Origin of the sequence: Vibrio intestinalis, assembly GCF_025195085.2 — a bacterium.
GTDB classification, from domain to species: Bacteria; Pseudomonadota; Gammaproteobacteria; order Enterobacterales; family Vibrionaceae; genus Vibrio; species Vibrio intestinalis.
Genome location: NZ_JANAVY020000004.1, coordinates 178,066 through 194,956, shown reverse-complemented (window position 1 = coordinate 194,956; position 16,891 = coordinate 178,066). Strand labels below are relative to the sequence as shown.

Annotated in this window: 17 protein-coding genes; 9 read left to right on the top strand and 8 right to left on the bottom strand. The window is 42.6% G+C overall.

Features of this window, described 5'->3' with window-relative positions:
- Nucleotides 1-62: 62 nt before the first annotated feature.
- Both slmA and coaBC read right to left on the bottom strand, forming a co-directional pair.
- Nucleotides 63-653, bottom strand: a complete 591-nt coding sequence (slmA, locus tag MU515_RS09125) for a nucleoid occlusion factor SlmA (RefSeq protein ID WP_260260112.1) — start codon at nt 651-653, stop codon at nt 63-65.
- Nucleotides 654-741: 88 nt separating this feature from the next.
- A complete protein-coding gene (gene coaBC / locus MU515_RS09120; RefSeq protein WP_260260111.1) occupies nt 742-1,941 on the bottom strand; it encodes a bifunctional phosphopantothenoylcysteine decarboxylase/phosphopantothenate--cysteine ligase CoaBC in 1,200 nt (399 codons plus the stop codon).
- A 253-nt stretch (nt 1,942-2,194) separates the two neighbouring features.
- Here coaBC and MU515_RS09115 point away from each other — a divergent pair, with 253 nt between their 5' ends.
- The 7 genes from MU515_RS09115 to MU515_RS09085 all read left to right on the top strand — a co-directional run bounded on the left by MU515_RS09115 (nt 2,195) and on the right by MU515_RS09085 (nt 7,898).
- Nucleotides 2,195-3,874 carry a methyl-accepting chemotaxis protein gene (locus MU515_RS09115; RefSeq protein ID WP_260260110.1) on the top strand — a complete coding sequence of 560 codons (1,680 nt, stop codon included), beginning with the start codon at nt 2,195-2,197 and terminating at the stop codon, nt 3,872-3,874.
- 120 nt (nt 3,875-3,994) lie between these two features.
- Nucleotides 3,995-4,669, top strand: coding sequence for a RadC family protein (gene radC, locus MU515_RS09110; protein WP_260260109.1), 675 nt, complete (start codon nt 3,995-3,997; stop codon nt 4,667-4,669).
- A 277-nt stretch (nt 4,670-4,946) separates the two neighbouring features.
- Nucleotides 4,947-5,183, top strand: coding sequence for a 50S ribosomal protein L28 (gene rpmB / locus MU515_RS09105; protein ID WP_004728407.1), 237 nt, complete (start codon nt 4,947-4,949; stop codon nt 5,181-5,183).
- A 13-nt stretch (nt 5,184-5,196) separates the two neighbouring features.
- The gene (gene rpmG / locus MU515_RS09100; RefSeq protein ID WP_260260108.1) at nt 5,197-5,367 is read left to right on the top strand and encodes a 50S ribosomal protein L33; all 171 of its coding nucleotides are present in this window, start codon (nt 5,197-5,199) and stop codon (nt 5,365-5,367) included.
- Nucleotides 5,368-5,490: 123 nt separating this feature from the next.
- Nucleotides 5,491-5,982 carry a hypothetical protein gene (locus MU515_RS09095; RefSeq protein ID WP_260260107.1) on the top strand — a complete coding sequence of 164 codons (492 nt, stop codon included), beginning with the start codon at nt 5,491-5,493 and terminating at the stop codon, nt 5,980-5,982.
- A 1-nt stretch (nt 5,983) separates the two neighbouring features.
- The gene (mutM, locus tag MU515_RS09090; protein WP_260260106.1) at nt 5,984-6,790 is read left to right on the top strand and encodes a bifunctional DNA-formamidopyrimidine glycosylase/DNA-(apurinic or apyrimidinic site) lyase; all 807 of its coding nucleotides are present in this window, start codon (nt 5,984-5,986) and stop codon (nt 6,788-6,790) included.
- Nucleotides 6,791-6,893: 103 nt separating this feature from the next.
- The gene (locus MU515_RS09085) at nt 6,894-7,898 is read left to right on the top strand and encodes an NAD-dependent epimerase (protein WP_260260105.1); all 1,005 of its coding nucleotides are present in this window, start codon (nt 6,894-6,896) and stop codon (nt 7,896-7,898) included.
- Nucleotides 7,899-7,976: 78 nt separating this feature from the next.
- On the opposite strand, the gene coaD is transcribed toward MU515_RS09085, so the two are convergent.
- The 3 genes from coaD to waaA are packed head-to-tail and all read right to left on the bottom strand — an operon-like array spanning nt 7,977 to nt 10,490.
- The gene (gene coaD, locus MU515_RS09080; RefSeq protein WP_260260104.1) at nt 7,977-8,456 is read right to left on the bottom strand and encodes a pantetheine-phosphate adenylyltransferase; all 480 of its coding nucleotides are present in this window, start codon (nt 8,454-8,456) and stop codon (nt 7,977-7,979) included.
- Nucleotides 8,457-8,459: 3 nt separating this feature from the next.
- Nucleotides 8,460-9,224: a glycosyltransferase family 2 protein gene (locus MU515_RS09075; protein WP_260260103.1), complete on the bottom strand. Its 765-nt coding sequence runs from the start codon at nt 9,222-9,224 to the stop codon at nt 8,460-8,462.
- A gap of 3 nt (nt 9,225-9,227) precedes the next feature.
- Nucleotides 9,228-10,490 (bottom strand): lipid IV(A) 3-deoxy-D-manno-octulosonic acid transferase, encoded by a 1,263-nt coding sequence (waaA, locus tag MU515_RS09070; RefSeq protein WP_260260102.1) that lies wholly within the window; start codon nt 10,488-10,490, stop codon nt 9,228-9,230.
- A 62-nt stretch (nt 10,491-10,552) separates the two neighbouring features.
- Between waaA and MU515_RS09065 the strand changes: the two genes are divergently transcribed.
- Nucleotides 10,553-11,566, top strand: coding sequence for a glycosyltransferase family 9 protein (locus MU515_RS09065; RefSeq protein ID WP_260260101.1), 1,014 nt, complete (start codon nt 10,553-10,555; stop codon nt 11,564-11,566).
- Nucleotides 11,563-12,753, top strand: a complete 1,191-nt coding sequence (locus MU515_RS09060; protein ID WP_260260100.1) for an O-antigen ligase family protein — start codon at nt 11,563-11,565, stop codon at nt 12,751-12,753. Before MU515_RS09065 ends, MU515_RS09060 begins: the two co-directional genes overlap by 4 nt.
- A gap of 11 nt (nt 12,754-12,764) precedes the next feature.
- Here MU515_RS09060 and MU515_RS09055 read toward each other — a convergent pair whose 3' ends face one another.
- Genes MU515_RS09055 through MU515_RS09045 form a run of 3 tightly spaced genes read right to left on the bottom strand, consistent with a single transcriptional unit; the run spans nt 12,765 to nt 16,889 of the window.
- Nucleotides 12,765-14,612: an acyltransferase family protein gene (locus tag MU515_RS09055; protein ID WP_260260099.1), complete on the bottom strand. Its 1,848-nt coding sequence runs from the start codon at nt 14,610-14,612 to the stop codon at nt 12,765-12,767.
- Nucleotides 14,613-14,616: 4 nt separating this feature from the next.
- Nucleotides 14,617-15,753 carry a glycosyltransferase family 4 protein gene (locus MU515_RS09050; RefSeq protein WP_260260098.1) on the bottom strand — a complete coding sequence of 379 codons (1,137 nt, stop codon included), beginning with the start codon at nt 15,751-15,753 and terminating at the stop codon, nt 14,617-14,619.
- Nucleotides 15,754-15,758: 5 nt separating this feature from the next.
- Nucleotides 15,759-16,889, bottom strand: coding sequence for a glycosyltransferase family 9 protein (locus MU515_RS09045; protein WP_260260097.1), 1,131 nt, complete (start codon nt 16,887-16,889; stop codon nt 15,759-15,761).
- Between the last annotated feature and the right edge of the window lie 2 nt (nt 16,890-16,891).

Genomic DNA, 16,891 nt, shown 5'->3' with positions numbered 1-16,891 from the left:
CGGGGTTTTGTTTTTTTACCAAATGAATGTGAACATCCTATGTTCTGCATCCGCTTTTACGGTTATTGAATTTGTGCGCTGAGTAATTCCCAGTATTGTTCGAAGTTTGCTGTTGGCTGATATTTAAAATCAGAGCGAACAAAGCGGTTCAAGCTGCCTTCAACTTGCCCAAGTAGTTGAGCAGAGAGAATGCTCTCATCAACCGGGAAAGATTTACCTTCACGCAGTTTACGTTCACGCAAGATTTGGCGGATTGATGTTTCAATGCGTTCAAATAGTTGGTTGATACGCTCGCGTAGTCGTTCGTTTTCAAACATTAAGGCATGGCCTGAAAGAATACGTGTTAGGCCAGGGTTGCGTTCTGAGAACGCCAAAATCAGCTGAAGTACCAAGCGCAGACGGGTTAGGGTGTCTTTCTCTTCATCAAGAATACGGTTGATGCGTGACATCAATGACTCTTCAATAAACTCGATCAGCCCTTCAAACATGCGGGCTTTACTCGGGAAGTGACGATAAAGCGCCGCTTCGGACACGCCTACCTGTTTGGCGAGTTTGGCAGTAGTGATGCGTGATGCACCGTCGTTAGACTCTAGCATTTGCGCTAGGGCTTGTAAGATTTCTTCTCGGCGATTTGTTTTTCTAGTTCCAGCCATGAACGATTCCTTTTGTTACCACTTTTAGCAAAGAAATGCTGACCGCCGTGAGGTAAATACACGGCAGCGATTAGCTCATAAATATTGATTACAACTTGTCGGCAATAATCTGAATAATTTGTTTTGCAATTTGTTGTTTTGATGCAAGGGTTAGTGATTGCTCACCATCTTTTGAGTATACGGTAATGGCGTTGTCGTTACTATTGAAGCCTTGCCCTTCAACAGAGACATCATTCGCACAGATGAGATCGAGGTTCTTACGTTCTAGCTTGCCTAGCGCATATTGCTTAACGTTTTGTGTCTCTGCTGCAAAGCCAACAGTAAATGGACGATTTTCCGTCAGCGCTGCTACAGAGGCAACGATATCTGGATTTTTGACCATTTTGACCGTCATATGGTCATTGTCGTCGGTCTTTTTCAGTTTGTTCTCTGCTACTGCCTCTGGACGGTAATCCGCCACCGCAGCGCAGCTGATGAAAACATCGTGACTGATGGCTTTGCCTAACACCGCTTGGTGCATTTGATTAGCACTTTCGACATTAATACGAGTAACGCCGCTTGGCGTCGCTAGGCTTACTGGGCCACTCACTAAAGTGACATTAGCGCCAAGTTGCTGCGCAGCCTCTGCTAAAGCAAAGCCCATTTTGCCTGAGCTGTGGTTGCTGATGTAGCGCACTGGGTCAATGGCTTCACGCGTTGGGCCTGCACTGATCAAGACAGATTTGCCGAGTAAAGGCTTATCACCCCAAAACTCTTCGCAATGTGCGACCAATTGGAGTGGCTCAAGCATTCGGCCTGGACCAACATCACCACAGGCTTGTTCGCCAGCTGCTGGGCCCCAAATGTGCATGCCGCGGCGTGCAAGTGTTGCAATGTTCTCTTGCGTGGCCTGATTTAGGTACATCTGCTGATTCATTGCTGGAGAAACGGCAATCGGCGCGTCACTTGCTAGAACTAAAGTTGTAAGTAAGTCATTACCCATTCCCGCAGCCATGCGCGCGATGAGATCTGCTGTTGCAGGCGCGAGTAGAACCAAGTCAGCCCACTTAGCCAGCTCAATATGGCCCATTGACGCTTCAGCGGCAGGATCGAGCAAGCTATCAGAGACCGGACGGCCCGATACCGCTTGCATAGTTAATGGTGTAATGAATTCTTTAGCGGCATGGGTCATCACTACTTGTACTTGCGCGCCACGCTCAATTAAGCGCCTGGTTAGGTCTGCACATTTGTAAGCCGCGATACCGCCGCTGATGCCAAGTAGAATTTTTTTGCCTGCGAGTGTCTGCATTATCTGTTTCTCCCAATTTCTGTGGCTGATATTACCACAATGAATTGGCGGAATACGTGCCGTTGTTTTGACGTATGTGTATCTATATCAAACAAGTACCGAATAGTTATGCTGTTGAACAAAAAATCACCGCACGGTTCACAGATATATTTTCATACTAAAGCATTATATGCACAAAGGTGTTTAAGTTTATTTATATCAACACCTTGCATTTTTATGTATTGATATAGAAAGCAATAATGCAGGTGAGTTTATGGGAATATCTCTCAAAAGTCGTAGCAAGTTGTTATTGGTTACCTTGATTCCGCTGGTGGCGATCAGCACCTTGATTACGGCACTTTATTATTTTAACGGGTTACGCAGTTTAGAAGATGAATTGGTCGATTATCGCAATGAGCTGATCGAGACCAAAAAGGGTGAGCTTAAAGCGCACTTAATGATGGGGGCGACGGCTGTTAAGCCTCTCTACGATTCTGACGTCAATGGCAACAACAAACAGCAAGCAAAAGATATTCTTAAAGCGATGCGCTTTGAGAGTGATGGTTACTTCTTTGCTTACGACAGCCAAGGTGTGAATACCTTGCATGCGATCAAACCTCAGCTTGAGGGTAAAAATCTTTATGACATGAAAGATGAAAATGGTGTCGCAGTGATCGCGGGCTTGATTGATGCATCTAAATCTGGTGATGGCTTTCTCTACTTTTCATGGCATAAGCCAACCATAGATGCTCAAGCGCCAAAACTTGGCTACGCAGAATATCTTGAAAAGTGGGATTGGGTGCTAGGCACTGGCATTTATATTGACGATGTTGATGCTCAAGTGACCGCAACACGAGCAAAGCGTGAAAGTGAGCTTAATAGCCATACACTCTCCGCCATTGGTGTTTCCTTTATTGGTGTGCTTCTGACGAGCATTTTACTGAGCGTGATTATTGCCCGTGGGATAAAGCCATTGCAGCATATTGCAGAGTCACTCAAAGATGTTGCGGAAGGGGATGGCGATTTGACTGCACGACTAAAAGTGGAGAGCCAAGATGAAGTGGGAGAAGTCGCGCAGGCGTTCAACCATTTCATGGATAAGCTGCATCCGTTAATCAAAGAGATTCGAGGTACCGCGGAAGTGGTGGAGTCTGCTGCGCAAAGTTTGGATCAGCAAACCAGTCAAGCTAGCGGGCAAATGCAGCGACACTGTTTGGAAACCGATAAAGTGGTGACAGCCGTAACAGAAATGAGCATGACGGCAAAAGAAGTGGCAAGTAACACCAACGCAACAGCGCAAGCCATTGATGATGCCAATGATCAAATCAGTGATGCGCAAAATGATGTGAATCTAGCGATAGCAGGCATTGAGCAGTTAGTGTATGAGGTCAACACCACCTCTGAGGCTGTGGCTGATTTAAGTTTGCAGACTGAGCAAATAACCAAAGTACTGGAAGTAATTGGTGAAATTGCTGAACAAACTAACTTGCTGGCGTTAAATGCGGCTATAGAAGCCGCCCGTGCGGGTGATCAAGGACGAGGTTTTGCGGTTGTGGCAGATGAAGTGCGTAATCTTGCTAGTCGCACACAAAACTCTACGCTTGAAATCGGCGATATGCTCAAGCAGTTACGAGATGGCGTAGCGCGTGCAGTCACGACGATGGCTACCAGTCAAGAGCGAGGCCAGCAAACCGCGCAGGAGTCCGCTCAGGTGCAAAATTCGCTGGTTTCAATTCAACAGTCGGTTTCTACCATTCGTGATATGGGGATTCAAACCGCCTCGGCTGCCGAAGAGCAGAGTGTGGTTGCTGAAGACATCAATCAAAATTTGGTTGAGATTCAGCAAATCGTAAATGAAATTAATCAAACGCTGCAGCAGTCCGATTCTGTTAGTTCGAAGCTGACCACATCTGGTGCAGAAATGCGTAATTTAGTGGGCAATTTTAAACTTTAACTCGCAGCGTAGTTACAGTTAAGTTTTATATGAAGCTAAGAAAGCGGAGGTCAGTATCGACTTCCGCTTTTTATTTTGTCTTGTTGTTAGCATCTGCAAGCGAACAGGGTGTTTACGACGATGGCGATTAAAACCATTCCTACTCAATCAATGCCGAGAGAAAAGTTGCTGAATCAGGGCGCAAGTTCATTAACCGATGCAGAGCTACTGGCTATTTTCCTAAGAACTGGTACGCAAGGAATGAATGTACTCGAACTATCAGACTATCTTTTGCGTGAGTTAGGCTCGCTGAGAAAACTGTTTGCCATGAGTCAGCAAGAGTTTTGCCAATATAAAGGATTAGGCGAAGCTAAATATGTTCAGTTGCAGGCAATAGTTGAGATGACTCAGCGCTATCTAGCTGAAACTTTGCATCGTGGTGATGCGCTTACTAGCCCGCAACAAACCAAGCTGTATTTATCGAGTTTATTAAGAGACAGGCCAAGAGAGGCTTTCTATGTGCTGTTTCTCGATAACCAGCATCGCGTAATTGCAAGTGAGGTGTTGTTTGAGGGCACTATTGATGCTGCCTCGGTTTACCCAAGGGAAGTGGTGAAAAGGGCATTAGAGCACAATAGTGCGGCTTTAATCCTTGCTCACAACCATCCTTCAGGAGTGGCTGAGCCTAGTCAATGCGATCGCAGAATTACGCGTCGTTTGGTGGATGCACTTGCGCTGGTGGACATCAGAATCCTCGACCATTTTGTGGTTGGAGACGGAGAAGTGGTATCTTTTGCCGAACGAGGATGGATTTGAATCACATTTTTGTTGTGAGTTAATCGAAATCTGCTACAATCCCCCGACATTTTTTAGACTAAATTCAGCTCTGCTTAAAAAAAGATCACGAAAACCTGTAAAAAGGATCTGTTCGGGTCTTGAGCAATGCTAGTCAAGTTAGTATAATGCGCGACCTTTGATAGCCTTGTATAGATATTCTATAACGGCTCTTAACCTCTATCCTTCTGTTTAGAAATAGAAGAGGTTCGGCCACCAAGGTTGATATCGAGCTGAAACGATTTTGGAGAAGACATTCATGTCACGAGTATGCCAAGTAACTGGTAAGCGTCCAGTAACGGGTAACAACCGTTCACACGCACGAAATGCTACTAAGCGTCGTTTTCTGCCGAACCTACAAACTCATCGTTTCTGGGTAGAGAGCGAAAAACGTTTTGTTAAACTACGCCTTACTGCAAAAGGTATGCGTATCATTGATAAGAAGGGCATCGATGCTGTTCTTGTTGATATCCGTGCACGCGGCGAAAACGTTTAAGAGGAAATAGACAATGGCAAAGAAAGGCGTACGTGAGAAAATTCGTCTAGTATCATCTGCTGATACTGGTCACTTCTACACTACTGATAAGAACAAGCGTAACATGCCTGGCAAATTCGAGATCAAAAAATTTGATCCTGTAGTTCGCAAGCACGTTATGTACAAAGAAGCTAAAATCAAGTAATTGATTTTGTTTCTCGCTTCTTAACAGAAGTCTGAATTAGAAAACCCAGCTTTCGAGCTGGGTTTTTTATTATCTAAAACTTACTTATACTCCAAAGACATCGTTTGAATTTAGGTATTTACCATGCGAACTCGCTTAAGACGTCGTCGTTGGAATAACATTATTATTTTGGGTATTGTTGCCTTTATGGCCTTACTCAACCTGCCTACGATCATCAAATCCTATTTGATTGAGCAACCTACCGAAGGTGCTTACCCTGCTTTACTTAATCCCAGTCTTGAGCTGCAAGCGATCCACTCTAACCAATGGTCTTTAGAAAAACATGATGATGTATGGCAGATAAATATTGCCACTAGTATCGCTCCGCAGGAATTTGCCCAGCGTTGGACGCAGTTAGAAGGCACAGAAGTAAGCGAAGAAACGTACCAAGCAATTAAGCCTAGACTGCGAAATCCAAATAGCCTTGAAGTTTGGTATGTCGATCAGGAAGAGCCTCAAAGGATCACCTTATATCAGATGCCGCAATATTGGCTATTGAAAAACTGGCAAGAGCGCTGGATTGCGGTCACGGTTGAGGCTGATTATTTACTGCTTAACTCGCTGAAGGAGCAATAATATGCCTGAATTACCAGAGGTAGAAGTGAGCCGAATGGGAATTACGCCTCACTTGGTTGGCCAAACTATTGCTCAAATGACTTTCCGCACCCCAAAGCTGCGTTGGGATATTCCGCAAGAGTTAAAAAAACTTGAAGGTCAGGTGATACGCAATATTTCGCGCAGAGCAAAATATTTGCTCATCGAGACAGATGTCGGCTGCGCAATCGTACATTTAGGTATGTCAGGCTCACTCAGAGTATTGGATGCAAATATGGCTCCGCAAAAACATGATCATGTTGACCTCAAGCTGACCAATGGAAAAATTCTACGCTATAACGACCCGCGCCGGTTTGGTGCATGGTTATGGACTGAAGATGGTGAACATAAAGTTCTAGGAAATATGGGACCAGAACCATTAACTGACGCATTTAATGCTGAGTATATTGAGGCTAAAGCGCTTAATAAGCGTGTCGCAGTAAAGCAGTTCATTATGGATAACAAGGTCGTCGTGGGAGTGGGTAATATCTATGCCAATGAATCACTGTTTAGTTCGCGAATCCATCCTACGCGGAGTGCAGGGAGTTTAAGCTCGAGTGATTGGCAACGTTTGGCACATGAAATTAAGCAAGTGCTCGCCATTGCGATAAAGCAAGGTGGCACGACGTTAAAAGATTTTGCTCAAGCAGATGGCAAACCAGGCTACTTTGCTCAAGAATTACAAGTATACGGTAAGGCCGAACAACCTTGTCCAGTATGTGGCGAGTTGATTGAAGAGCTAAAAATAGGCCAACGGAATACTTTTTTCTGCTCCCAGTGCCAAAATTGAAAACCTAGTTTATCTAACGGTTCTGATATATTAGAGAAAAGCATTGGCTTAAGCTTTAGTCAGTCACATACAATACAACAAACGAATTTTAAGAGAATCTGACATGAAATATTTAGTGACAGGTGCTGCTGGTTTTATTGGCTCTGTAGTATCAGAGCGTTTATGCGCAGCTGGCCATCATGTGGTGGGCATTGATAACCTTAATGACTATTACCAAGTATCGTTAAAGCATGATCGTCTAAAGCGAGTTGAGCACGACAACTTCACTTTTATTGAGTTGGATTTGGCGGATCGTGATGGCATTGCGAATTTATTTGCCGAGCAGAAGTTTGATCGTGTGATTCACTTAGCTGCTCAAGCGGGTGTTCGTTATTCAATCGATAACCCTATGGCTTACGCTGATAGTAACTTAGTTGGCCATCTGACAATTCTTGAAGGCTGTCGCCATCATAAAATCGAGCACTTAGTGTATGCATCTTCAAGTTCGGTTTATGGGCTTAACCAGAAGATGCCATTTGATACTGCTGACTCTGTCGATCATCCAATTTCTCTTTACGCAGCGACTAAGAAATCGAATGAGTTGATGGCTCATACCTACTCGCATTTGTATGGTGTACCTACGACCGGTCTACGCTTCTTTACGGTTTATGGCCCATGGGGCCGCCCTGATATGGCACTGTTTAAATTTACCAATGCCATTGTCAAAGGTGAGACGATAGACGTGTATAACAACGGTGATATGCGCCGTGACTTTACTTATATCGATGATATTGTGGAAGGCATTATCCGCATTCAGGATGTGATTCCTGCTAAAAACAGCGACTGGACTGTTGAGTCAGGTTCGCCTGCTACTAGTTCTGCACCTTACAAGGTGTACAACATTGGTCACGGAAGCCCAGTGAAACTGATGGAATTTATCGAATCACTTGAAGAAGCATTAGGTATTGAAGCGAAGAAAAACTTTATGTCAATGCAGCCGGGTGATGTGTACGCGACTTATGCGGATACGGAAGATTTGTTCAAAGCTACCGGCTACAAACCAGAAGTAAAAGTACGCGAAGGCGTAAAAGCATTTGTTGATTGGTATAAGAGTTACTACAACATTTAGCGCGAGCTAAATAGCTGTTAAAAATGACAAAGGCGAGCTCGATAGCTCGCCTTTTTAGTATGGGTAGGAATGATTGAGTTACTGAGCAAGCTTGTTGTGAATGCGCTCTGCGACCGCTTGAGGTACAAACTGAGAGATGTCGCCACCGTGTATTGCAACCTCACGCACTATGGTTGAGGACAGAAATGCGAATTCCTCGCCTGGTGTTAGGAATACACTTTCTAGATCTGGCAAAAGTTTGCGATACATGCTGGTTAAACCAAACTCGTACTCAAAGTCCATGGTGGTGCGTAGCCCTCGAACCAGCAAGTTTGCTTGTTGTTGCTTAGCAAAATCGACCAACAATCCAGAGAAGCCTTCTACTTTTACGTTAGGTAAATCCGCTAATGTATCTCGAAGGATCTCTACTCGCTCATCAAGGCTAAACATGGTGTTTTTACTTGGGTTTGCCGCCACGGCAACCGTCAAGTTATCGAACATTTTTGCTGCGCGATGAATAATGTCGAGATGACCATTGGTCACCGGGTCAAAAGTCCCTGGGTATAGAACGTGCTGCATGTGTTAACTCTTTTCTGATTGTCCAAGCGCCCAAAGAGCCGCGTATTTATTAAAAGTATATTGCGTAATTACTCGTGATAGAAGCAAGCCATGGCTGCCATCTAAAAAGCCTTTTCTCAGTAAATAACTCTTCAAAAAAGCGGCGGTGGCATGACTGAATGCACTAAATAGGGAGCATCTTTTCCCGCTTTCAAACCGTTGCTTCGCCCAACTGTCTGCATATTTGAGCTGTTTGTACTGAAAGTCGATATAATCTGGTGCGGTTTGGTGTAATAGGTCACCGTGAAGATCTTCAATGGCTGCACCAGTGGTATCGAGCGCTTCATGCACTAAATTGTCATTGTACTGACGCTCTTCTCGCAGGTAGAGGCGGATAACTTTATCTGGATACCAGCCACAGTTCATCATATAACGGCCAATAAACCAGTTACGACGAGGGCATTGATAAGCAATGTTTGCTTGAGTAGGTTGCTGCAATACTTGCTGAATGCTTTGCTTGAGCTCTGGTGTTATTTGCTCGTCGGTATCAAGCATGAAAACATAATCACAGTTGGCGTAAGATTGTGCGATCTGTCTTTGTTTGCCGTAGCCTTGCCAATCGGTATGGGTAAAACATTTTGTTCCTAGGCTTTCTGCAATAGCGATGGTTTCATCGTCACTGCCGCTATCGAGAAGGATAACCTCATCTGCCCAAGCAGCAGATTCAATAGCTTTCGCAATGGTTTGCTGAGAGTTTTTGGCAATTAGAACAACGGATAGTGTTTTCATAATCTAGTTTAGTAACTCATCAATAATATCTAAGTGTCTTTTTAGTGCGCCTTGATTCAGCTTCAATACATTTAAGGCTTTTTCACCATCTTGTTGAGCAATAGTTGGGTCATTGAACCAAGTTAGAATCTGCTCAGCAAGCTGTTGAGAGTTTTCTACGGTTGTCAGTGCTTGGTTATCACTTAGCATGTCGCACACCGAAGCGAAGTTAAACACATGAGGCCCCATAGTGAGAGGTAAGCCGAATGCTGCCGGCTCTAATGGGTTATGACCGCCACGTTCGATTAAACTACCACCAATAAACGCGGCATTAGACACACCAAACATGCTCATCATTTCACCCATGGTATCTCCTAGAAGCACTTGAGTTTCTGTTGCAAGAGATTGTAATTCACTTTTGTTTTGCGAAGTGAGCTTTTGGCTAGTAATTAGGCTCGAGACTTTGCTGAATCGTTCAGGGTGACGAGGAACAAGAATCAATAAGGCATTTGGATGTTGCTTAAGAATTTCTTTATGTGCATCGATAATGATTTCATCTTCACCTTGATGCGTGCTAGCAGCGATCCAAGTTGGTCTTGGGTCACCTAACTGCGTTTTAAGTGTAGTTACTTGTTTGGTGATGGCTTCAGTTACTTCAATGTCGAATTTAACGCTACCAGTCACATGCAGTTTATCTGTCGGTAGGCCAAGTTCGATAAAGCGCTGGCCATCTGCTTGGTATTGGGCTGCAATAGCCGTCATTTCACCTAACATTGGATCGACAAGATTACTTACTTTGCCATAACCTTTCGCTGAACGTGCAGATAAACGTGCGTTGGCGAGTAAAGTAGGAATTTGTTTCTTTTTTAATTGGTGAATCATATTGGGCCAGAGTTCGGTTTCCATTATAATCACCAGTTCAGGTTTTAATCGCTTAATTGTGCGCCTCATCGCGCAAGGTAAGTCGTAAGGTAGGTAGCAGTGCTGAACTGTGTCGCCAAAAATTTTGGTGACTTGGGCTGAGCCCGTTGGCGTCATGGTAGTAATGGTAATCGCTTTATGCGGATACTTGTTTTGTAGCTCTCGGATTAGAGGGACTGCAGCAATGGTTTCTCCGACCGATACTGAATGGAGCCAGATTCCACCTTGCTGATTAAAATCAAAGAATCCATAACGCTCTGCAATGCGGTTTTTGTATTGAGGAGAGCGCAGTGAGCGAACCATTAGTTTAATGAATACTAATGGTTGAATGATGTACAACAGAAGTGTGTAAAAAAAGCGGTTCATATCGATACTAAGCGCCTATATAGAATAGGATGATCTTACACATTTTTAATAGGCAATGTTAGATGAACGTAAAAAATATCCTGGTCATCCGACGCGATAATATTGGTGATCTGGTTTGTACCACACCACTATTCGAGTCGATAAAAACACTTTACCCAGAAGCTAACGTTTACGCCTACGTAAATACGGTGAACGCGCCTGTCCTGAAAGGCAACCCTCATGTGGAAGAGCTTTTTATTTATAAAAAAGCTAAGCATCGTGATGAAGGTGAATCAGTGCTAAGTATTTATTGGCAGCGTTTTAAGACTATTCTGAAGCTTCGCTCACTCAATATTGATACGGTTATTTTAGCCAATCCCCTTCCTTGTAAGCACAGCCTTAAAATCGCTAAAAAACTCGGTGCTAAAAACATTATTGGAGCAGAAATTGAAGGCGATAAGGCAATTACTCACCCGTTTAAGCCTGAAGATATTGATGGAAACCATCATGTAGAGAATGTCTGCAGCTATCTCAAGGCGTTCAATAAGCCTATCCCAACTTTACCTGACATTCGTATTTATCCTGTTGATGATGACGTTAAGGCGATGGCTAGTAAAGCTGGCGATTTAGCCGCAGAAGAAGTGGTGGGTATTCACATTAGTGTGCGTCGACCTAAAAATCGCTGGAGTGTAGAAAACTACTCTAAGTTGATGCACATGATTGCTGAGAACAAGCAGGCTAAATTTTTGTTGTTTTGGGCACCAGCTCGCGCTGAAGATATTAATGATAAAGGCGATGATGCTCGTGCAGAGCAGGTACTTGAGTTAACCAAAGATTTAGATGTAGTTGCCATGCCTACGGCAACAGTAGAAGAACTTATCGCAGGTTTTTCGTTGTGTGATTCCGTGGTGTGTGGTGAAGGTGGTCAGATGCACTTAGCTGCGGCTCTGAAGAAGAAAGTGCTCGTATTCTTTGGTGATACTATTGTTGAGCGCTGGCGCCCTTGGTGCCAAAATTACCAGTTAATTAAAGCTTCTGATGATAACTCAGATTCGATTACCGCAGATAAAGCCTATGAGCACTACTTAAAGTTATGAAGGATTTAGTAAATTCTAAGATCTTATTCTTGTTGCCTTTATTTGGTGCAATTTTAACCTTACCATATTCTGACATGAATGGTGTGGTGGTGGTTTGTTTAGCGCTAGGTTTGATATACGGCGGGTTCAATTGGCGTACAACGATTGAAATTAAGCCCGTTTTATTTGCTTGGTTAGGCTTTACTGTTTGGTATGCATGTTCTTTGCTTTGGACAGAGCATCCTGAATTAGTGTACAACGGACTTCGAAAAGAAGTGCTTTATAGTTTTGCGGGCCTGGTTTTAGGTTATATTGTGATTGCCAAGCTTCAGATTTGGCGAGCAGTATTTTGGACTATGCTGCTATCAGGTGTTTTGTTTAGTTTGTTATTGGTTGCTGTAGAATACTTAAGTTTATTTGGTGAAGGCTTCCAACGCTTTATTGATAAGCAAGATCCGGGAGTGGGTGATAGTTCCACTTTGCTAGTGTTGTTTGCCTGCTTTGGTCTGTTTATTTTTAAATTGAAAGACCTATCAAAAGCGTCATTCACTCTATTTATCGCTTATGAGTTGATACTTTCATATTCAATGATTCTGACTAGAAATCGCATGGGTATTGTATGTATCGCGTTAATTGCTGTTTTATTGGCATTATACTTAGCTAAATCATTACCGAGGGCTTGGAAAGTTTTGCTTCTTTTAGCGGTTGTCCCTTTGAGTATTGGAGTCGTTTATAAAGGTTTTGCGACTAAAAGCAACTACCAAGGGTCGGTCGTTGATACGATTGTGCATGTTAGTGAAAATGATGCAAGAGTATGGATGTGGAAGTACTATGGCGCTAAAGCACTAGATCAGCCTTTAAAAGGTTATGGAGCAGGCTATACGTCACCTAAAGAACATTTTGATGACCATCCTCCGTACTTCAATATTTTGACGAAGATGCATTCTCACAATGTACTAATGAACAAAGTCTTGCAACTTGGCTTCATTGGCCTTGCTTTGTTCCTAGTTTTGTATTTTAGTCCATTTATGATGAGGGACGTGAGGAAGGATAAGAACGCCCAGTTTATTCTATTTACTTTTTTGTCTGTTTTTATGTTCAAAAGTATGACAGATGATTTCTTCATTCGAAATAGCTTAATTTTATATTGGCTGATCATTGGAATGATTTTAGCGTTGAATAATATTGAAAAAAAAGAGGCCTCGTAGAGGCCTTTCTATTATTTAAACGGGTTTTGATGTGTCGTTAAATAGTCAATTGCCAGTCTTTTTGAAGCCCACTCATTGATATGGTGTGAGTCTGTATACATAGGAATACCATCTTTGGTTGTTGAGCATATACCGTCAGAGCATTGAACTTCTTTTGGGTTGATGAATATGACGCTAGTCAATACATTAAGTTGTTCGCTAACTTTCTTTAGTCGTTTTCTAGACATTTTCTCGGGTATATCACAAACAGACAGGTCATCTAAGTTTCGATAGAAGCATTCATACAAATTGTCGTCGTTGCCTTCAGCTATTGGCATGAAGATAACCACCTTTGCTCCAGTGCTATTAATGGCAAATATAGAGTTGGAAAGAGCTCGATTGGCTAGCTGTTTTTCGTACTCTCTCCATTTATGACCAAGCACCACATAATCGTAGTTACTACTTTTGATGAGCTCATATAATTCATCCGTTCTGCTTTTGCACCTTGATGGGTTATCACCTGACACTGTTTCAAGGTGCATTAAACATCTTGGCTCGGTTTGGATTGTTCCTTTGATGTTTGCATCTTTAAAGATTACATCAAAAAATTCTAGTGCGTGCAGGGCATGAGAATCCCCAATAATTAACGCTGTTTTCTGATAACTGTCTTTTTCTCCCAGAGTGCATTCTTCCAAAGTTTTACCGGTAAATGCATGGCAATGAGATCTTAAAGGGTTTTCATTTTCTTTAATTATCTTATAAGCCTGTTCTGCTACAGGCCCTAGTCTTGAAGGCATGCCGTCATTTTCACGAATAATGGAAAAAACAATAAGAGCAATAACATAAGGAGACAAAACGAGAAGTCCAAAGCTACCTTTAAAGGTTTTAACTTTATGTTTAGCAATATTCTCAATGTACTTCTGAGTAAAATGGCCAAGCAATAGAGACACAATTAATGCTCCGCATGTTGCAAGGTAGCCTAGTGAGCCTAATTTTAGATTTAGACAGACATAGATAGGCCAATGCCATAAGTAGATAGAGTAAGATATTTTTCCTAGCCACCTTACAGTAGGTTGCTTGAGGAAAGAGTTCCTTTTCCCAGTATACAAGATTATAAGGGTTAATATTGATACGCTTATGGCATACCACCCAGGGTATGGATGAGATTTGCTAAAAAGAATGGCTAGCGTGAATAGCAACACTAAGGCCGCTGAACTGATAATGTTGCTATGCTTAAAATCTTTTTCACGCAGATAAATTGCACCTAGAGCACCGACAACGAATTCAAAGGAGCGAGTGTGGGTTAGGAAGTAACTGCTCGGCTCTGATGATAGCACAACGGAGAACCCACTTAGCGTGAAAAGTAGAACTATTAGTACACCTTTTGTAATTGCTAGGGAGTTTTTACAAGCAAAAAGAACTATTGGAAATAAAAAGTAGAACTGCCATTCAACAGCGAGCGACCAAGTATGCAGTAGAGGTAGGCTCGTTGCTGAAGCTGCAAAGTAGTCATCAAGTTCATTGGCAAAGTAAAAATTGGAGCTAAAAGTAAAAAATTCACGATTACTTCGGGCGAAGTCAACAAAAGCGATTGGCGCTAAAACAAAATAGAAAGCAATGAAAGTAATGGTAACTACGAAGATTGCTGCTGGTGCTAGCCGAATAAATCTTCGATAGTAAAACTCACGAAATGAGAAAGTATTCGAATGTAAATCTTTGAGAATAATACTAGTAATTAAGTAGCCTGATAACGCAAAGAATATATCCACACCAATATACCCTCCTGTAAAAGGGGGAACTTGGAAATGGAATAGAATGACTAAAAGAAGGGCAAAACCTCGTAATCCTTCTAAGTCGGGTCTAAACGAGAACTTTTGCATATCCTCAGTTTGATAACCACTCTAGGGATTGTTCAACTCTCTTAGTAAAGCTATCTAATGAGAATCGGTGTAGGTGTTCTGCATGCTTTAATGGTTCTGGATACTTGTCTTTATCAGGTTGGATGTCTGTTAGTATTTTAGCTAAATGTTGGCCATTATCTTCTCGTGGATCAGTAAACAAGAAGCCTGATTTTTCATCTAATACCGTTTCAGTAAAAGGCATTGCGTTTACTGCAAGTACCGGTAAGCCAAGAGCTTGTGCTTCAATGACATTAAGGCCTAATGCCTCTTTTTCTGGAAGCCCAGTGAGTAAGAAATCAAGATTGCCGTATACTTGATTAATGTCGTTTTGGAATCCCCAAAATCTTACTTTATCTTTAATCGGCTCAAGCGCTTTTTTAAGATCGCGTACCGAAGCATATCCACCACTACCAATAATTTCGATATTCAGATTGGGTACATCCGCCAAAGCTTTAGCGATATGTTCAAACATAAGTGGGAACTGTTTTATCGGGGTTATTCTAGAAACAATGCCAACAGTTATGCCTTCTTTTTTATGCCACTCTTGCTGTTTTTTAAGTGGAAGGTAAAGAGGCTCTAACCATGAAAACAAGCGGTCACGGCCTTTACGCAGATCCCAGTCGTACTTTGAGTTGGCAACTAGTTGCTGATGAGGTTTCACATTTCGCTCTAGTGATGCAACGCCATACCATGGGTTTTCGTATACGTTAGATGTATTGCTATCTTTAAGGCTATTCACTACGTATTGAGATACACCAATAACGCCATCATAACCTAAATATGAATCAGGGTTACGACCATAGAGTGGCATATGAGCAATGCCAATCAGTTTATGGCCTGCACTTTTTATCGCTTCTCGCCATTCTGCGGCAACATTACCATGGGTAATGAAAATACTTGGCTCTTTACCAACGATATTGAGGATACTACTTATGTTCGCAGCAGATTTCTCTAATTTGGTTTTGTTAAAACTTAGCGTATCCCAGCAGTTGGTATCATCGCTAGTGATCAGCGTATGCGGTATGTCTAAGCGGTCCAGTGCTTGGCATAAAAAGTGAGTATATACTTCGCCGCCACCAAAGTGTTTTTGTAAGTTGAGTTGAAAAATGCGTTTTGTCATAGTGTTCACTCTCTATTGATGGCGGTGTTTGCGGACAAAATTTCTTGTACAGAGCTTAATACAGTTTCGAATTTAATGTCTTTTGTACACTTACCTTGATAAGGGCATTGCTTCACTGAACGTTTGCAGTGCTGTACCCAGTCAATTTGGCGTTTAAAAAAAGTATGTTGATTACGGCAGTCAGGTTCTGAGTCCAACGCTAAAAATGGTGCTTTCGCAAAAAAATCACTGTAACCAGCGAGAGCTTTGTTCCCTGGGCCAAAAAGACAAATTGTCGGTGTAAATGTGTGTTTCGCAATATGGCTTATGCCAGTATCGGGGCAGACCAATAGTGCTGCATTTTTTATTAGATGCCACATTTGCGCCAAGTTCAATTTTTCTGCATAAGAGGGGAACAGCCCTTGCGGGTCAATCGCCTCTATTTGTTTGCCTTCACCGGGGCCAGCACTCCAGACGGGCTGATAGCCGAGCAATTTGATATTTCGAGCAAGTTCAAGCCAAAGGCTATTGTGCCAGTGTTTTAATGGCGTACTGGCTCCAATATGCATCACCACATAAGGTTTGTTAGGCTTTTGATATGGTTTACTTTCAGGGCTTGGCCATTGATTTGGTTGAAACTCTAATGTGTCTTCTTGTCCATCGACTAAACCTGACATGATTTCTACTATCGATGTCTGTTGATTTGGGAACGGCAGTAAATGGCTGAAAGGGACATCCTTGTAGCTTTTCTTAGTGTTTTTATAGCCGATGATATTGCGGCAGCCAATGGCAAAAGCTGTCCAAGAAAAGCGGTTGTCTAAGACAACGTAAGCATGATCAAACGTTTTCTCTCGCCAAAGAGAAAAGAAAGTTCGCCAGTTTTTGGGGTTGAATGGAATAAATTCAACTTGATAAGGGTGGCTACTGTATACACTGTTGAGCAGTGGCGGGCCTGCGACAACGATATCTGAGTTAGGAAACTGTTTTCTAAGTTGTGCGAGTAACCCCGTCGCCATTAAAGCATCTCCCAACAGCAGTTGGTGAATAACTAAAATACGCTTTGGGTCGGCAATGTATTTACGCTTAAAAAGTAATCTAGGAGCTCTGATAAACAAAGCTCCTAGCTGTAATAGGCGAAATTGCAGTCTTGAAGACATAA

Bases quoted from the DNA above. Each gene is read 5' to 3' on its own strand.
- slmA (WP_260260112.1), bottom strand. From the start codon at position 653: ATGGCTGGAACTAGAAAAACAAATCGCCGAGAAGAAATCTTACAAGCC.
- coaBC (WP_260260111.1), bottom strand. From the start codon at position 1,941: ATGCAGACACTCGCAGGCAAAAAAATTCTACTTGGCATCAGCGGCGGT.
- MU515_RS09115 (WP_260260110.1), top strand. From the start codon at position 2,195: ATGGGAATATCTCTCAAAAGTCGTAGCAAGTTGTTATTGGTTACCTTG.
- radC (WP_260260109.1), top strand. From the start codon at position 3,995: ATGGCGATTAAAACCATTCCTACTCAATCAATGCCGAGAGAAAAGTTG.
- rpmB (WP_004728407.1), top strand. From the start codon at position 4,947: ATGTCACGAGTATGCCAAGTAACTGGTAAGCGTCCAGTAACGGGTAAC.
- rpmG (WP_260260108.1), top strand. From the start codon at position 5,197: ATGGCAAAGAAAGGCGTACGTGAGAAAATTCGTCTAGTATCATCTGCT.
- MU515_RS09095 (WP_260260107.1), top strand. From the start codon at position 5,491: ATGCGAACTCGCTTAAGACGTCGTCGTTGGAATAACATTATTATTTTG.
- mutM (WP_260260106.1), top strand. From the start codon at position 5,984: ATGCCTGAATTACCAGAGGTAGAAGTGAGCCGAATGGGAATTACGCCT.
- MU515_RS09085 (WP_260260105.1), top strand. From the start codon at position 6,894: ATGAAATATTTAGTGACAGGTGCTGCTGGTTTTATTGGCTCTGTAGTA.
- coaD (WP_260260104.1), bottom strand. From the start codon at position 8,456: ATGCAGCACGTTCTATACCCAGGGACTTTTGACCCGGTGACCAATGGT.
- MU515_RS09075 (WP_260260103.1), bottom strand. From the start codon at position 9,224: ATGAAAACACTATCCGTTGTTCTAATTGCCAAAAACTCTCAGCAAACC.
- waaA (WP_260260102.1), bottom strand. From the start codon at position 10,490: ATGAACCGCTTTTTTTACACACTTCTGTTGTACATCATTCAACCATTA.
- MU515_RS09065 (WP_260260101.1), top strand. From the start codon at position 10,553: ATGAACGTAAAAAATATCCTGGTCATCCGACGCGATAATATTGGTGAT.
- MU515_RS09060 (WP_260260100.1), top strand. From the start codon at position 11,563: ATGAAGGATTTAGTAAATTCTAAGATCTTATTCTTGTTGCCTTTATTT.
- MU515_RS09055 (WP_260260099.1), bottom strand. From the start codon at position 14,612: ATGCAAAAGTTCTCGTTTAGACCCGACTTAGAAGGATTACGAGGTTTT.
- MU515_RS09050 (WP_260260098.1), bottom strand. From the start codon at position 15,753: ATGACAAAACGCATTTTTCAACTCAACTTACAAAAACACTTTGGTGGC.
- MU515_RS09045 (WP_260260097.1), bottom strand. From the start codon at position 16,889: ATGTCTTCAAGACTGCAATTTCGCCTATTACAGCTAGGAGCTTTGTTT.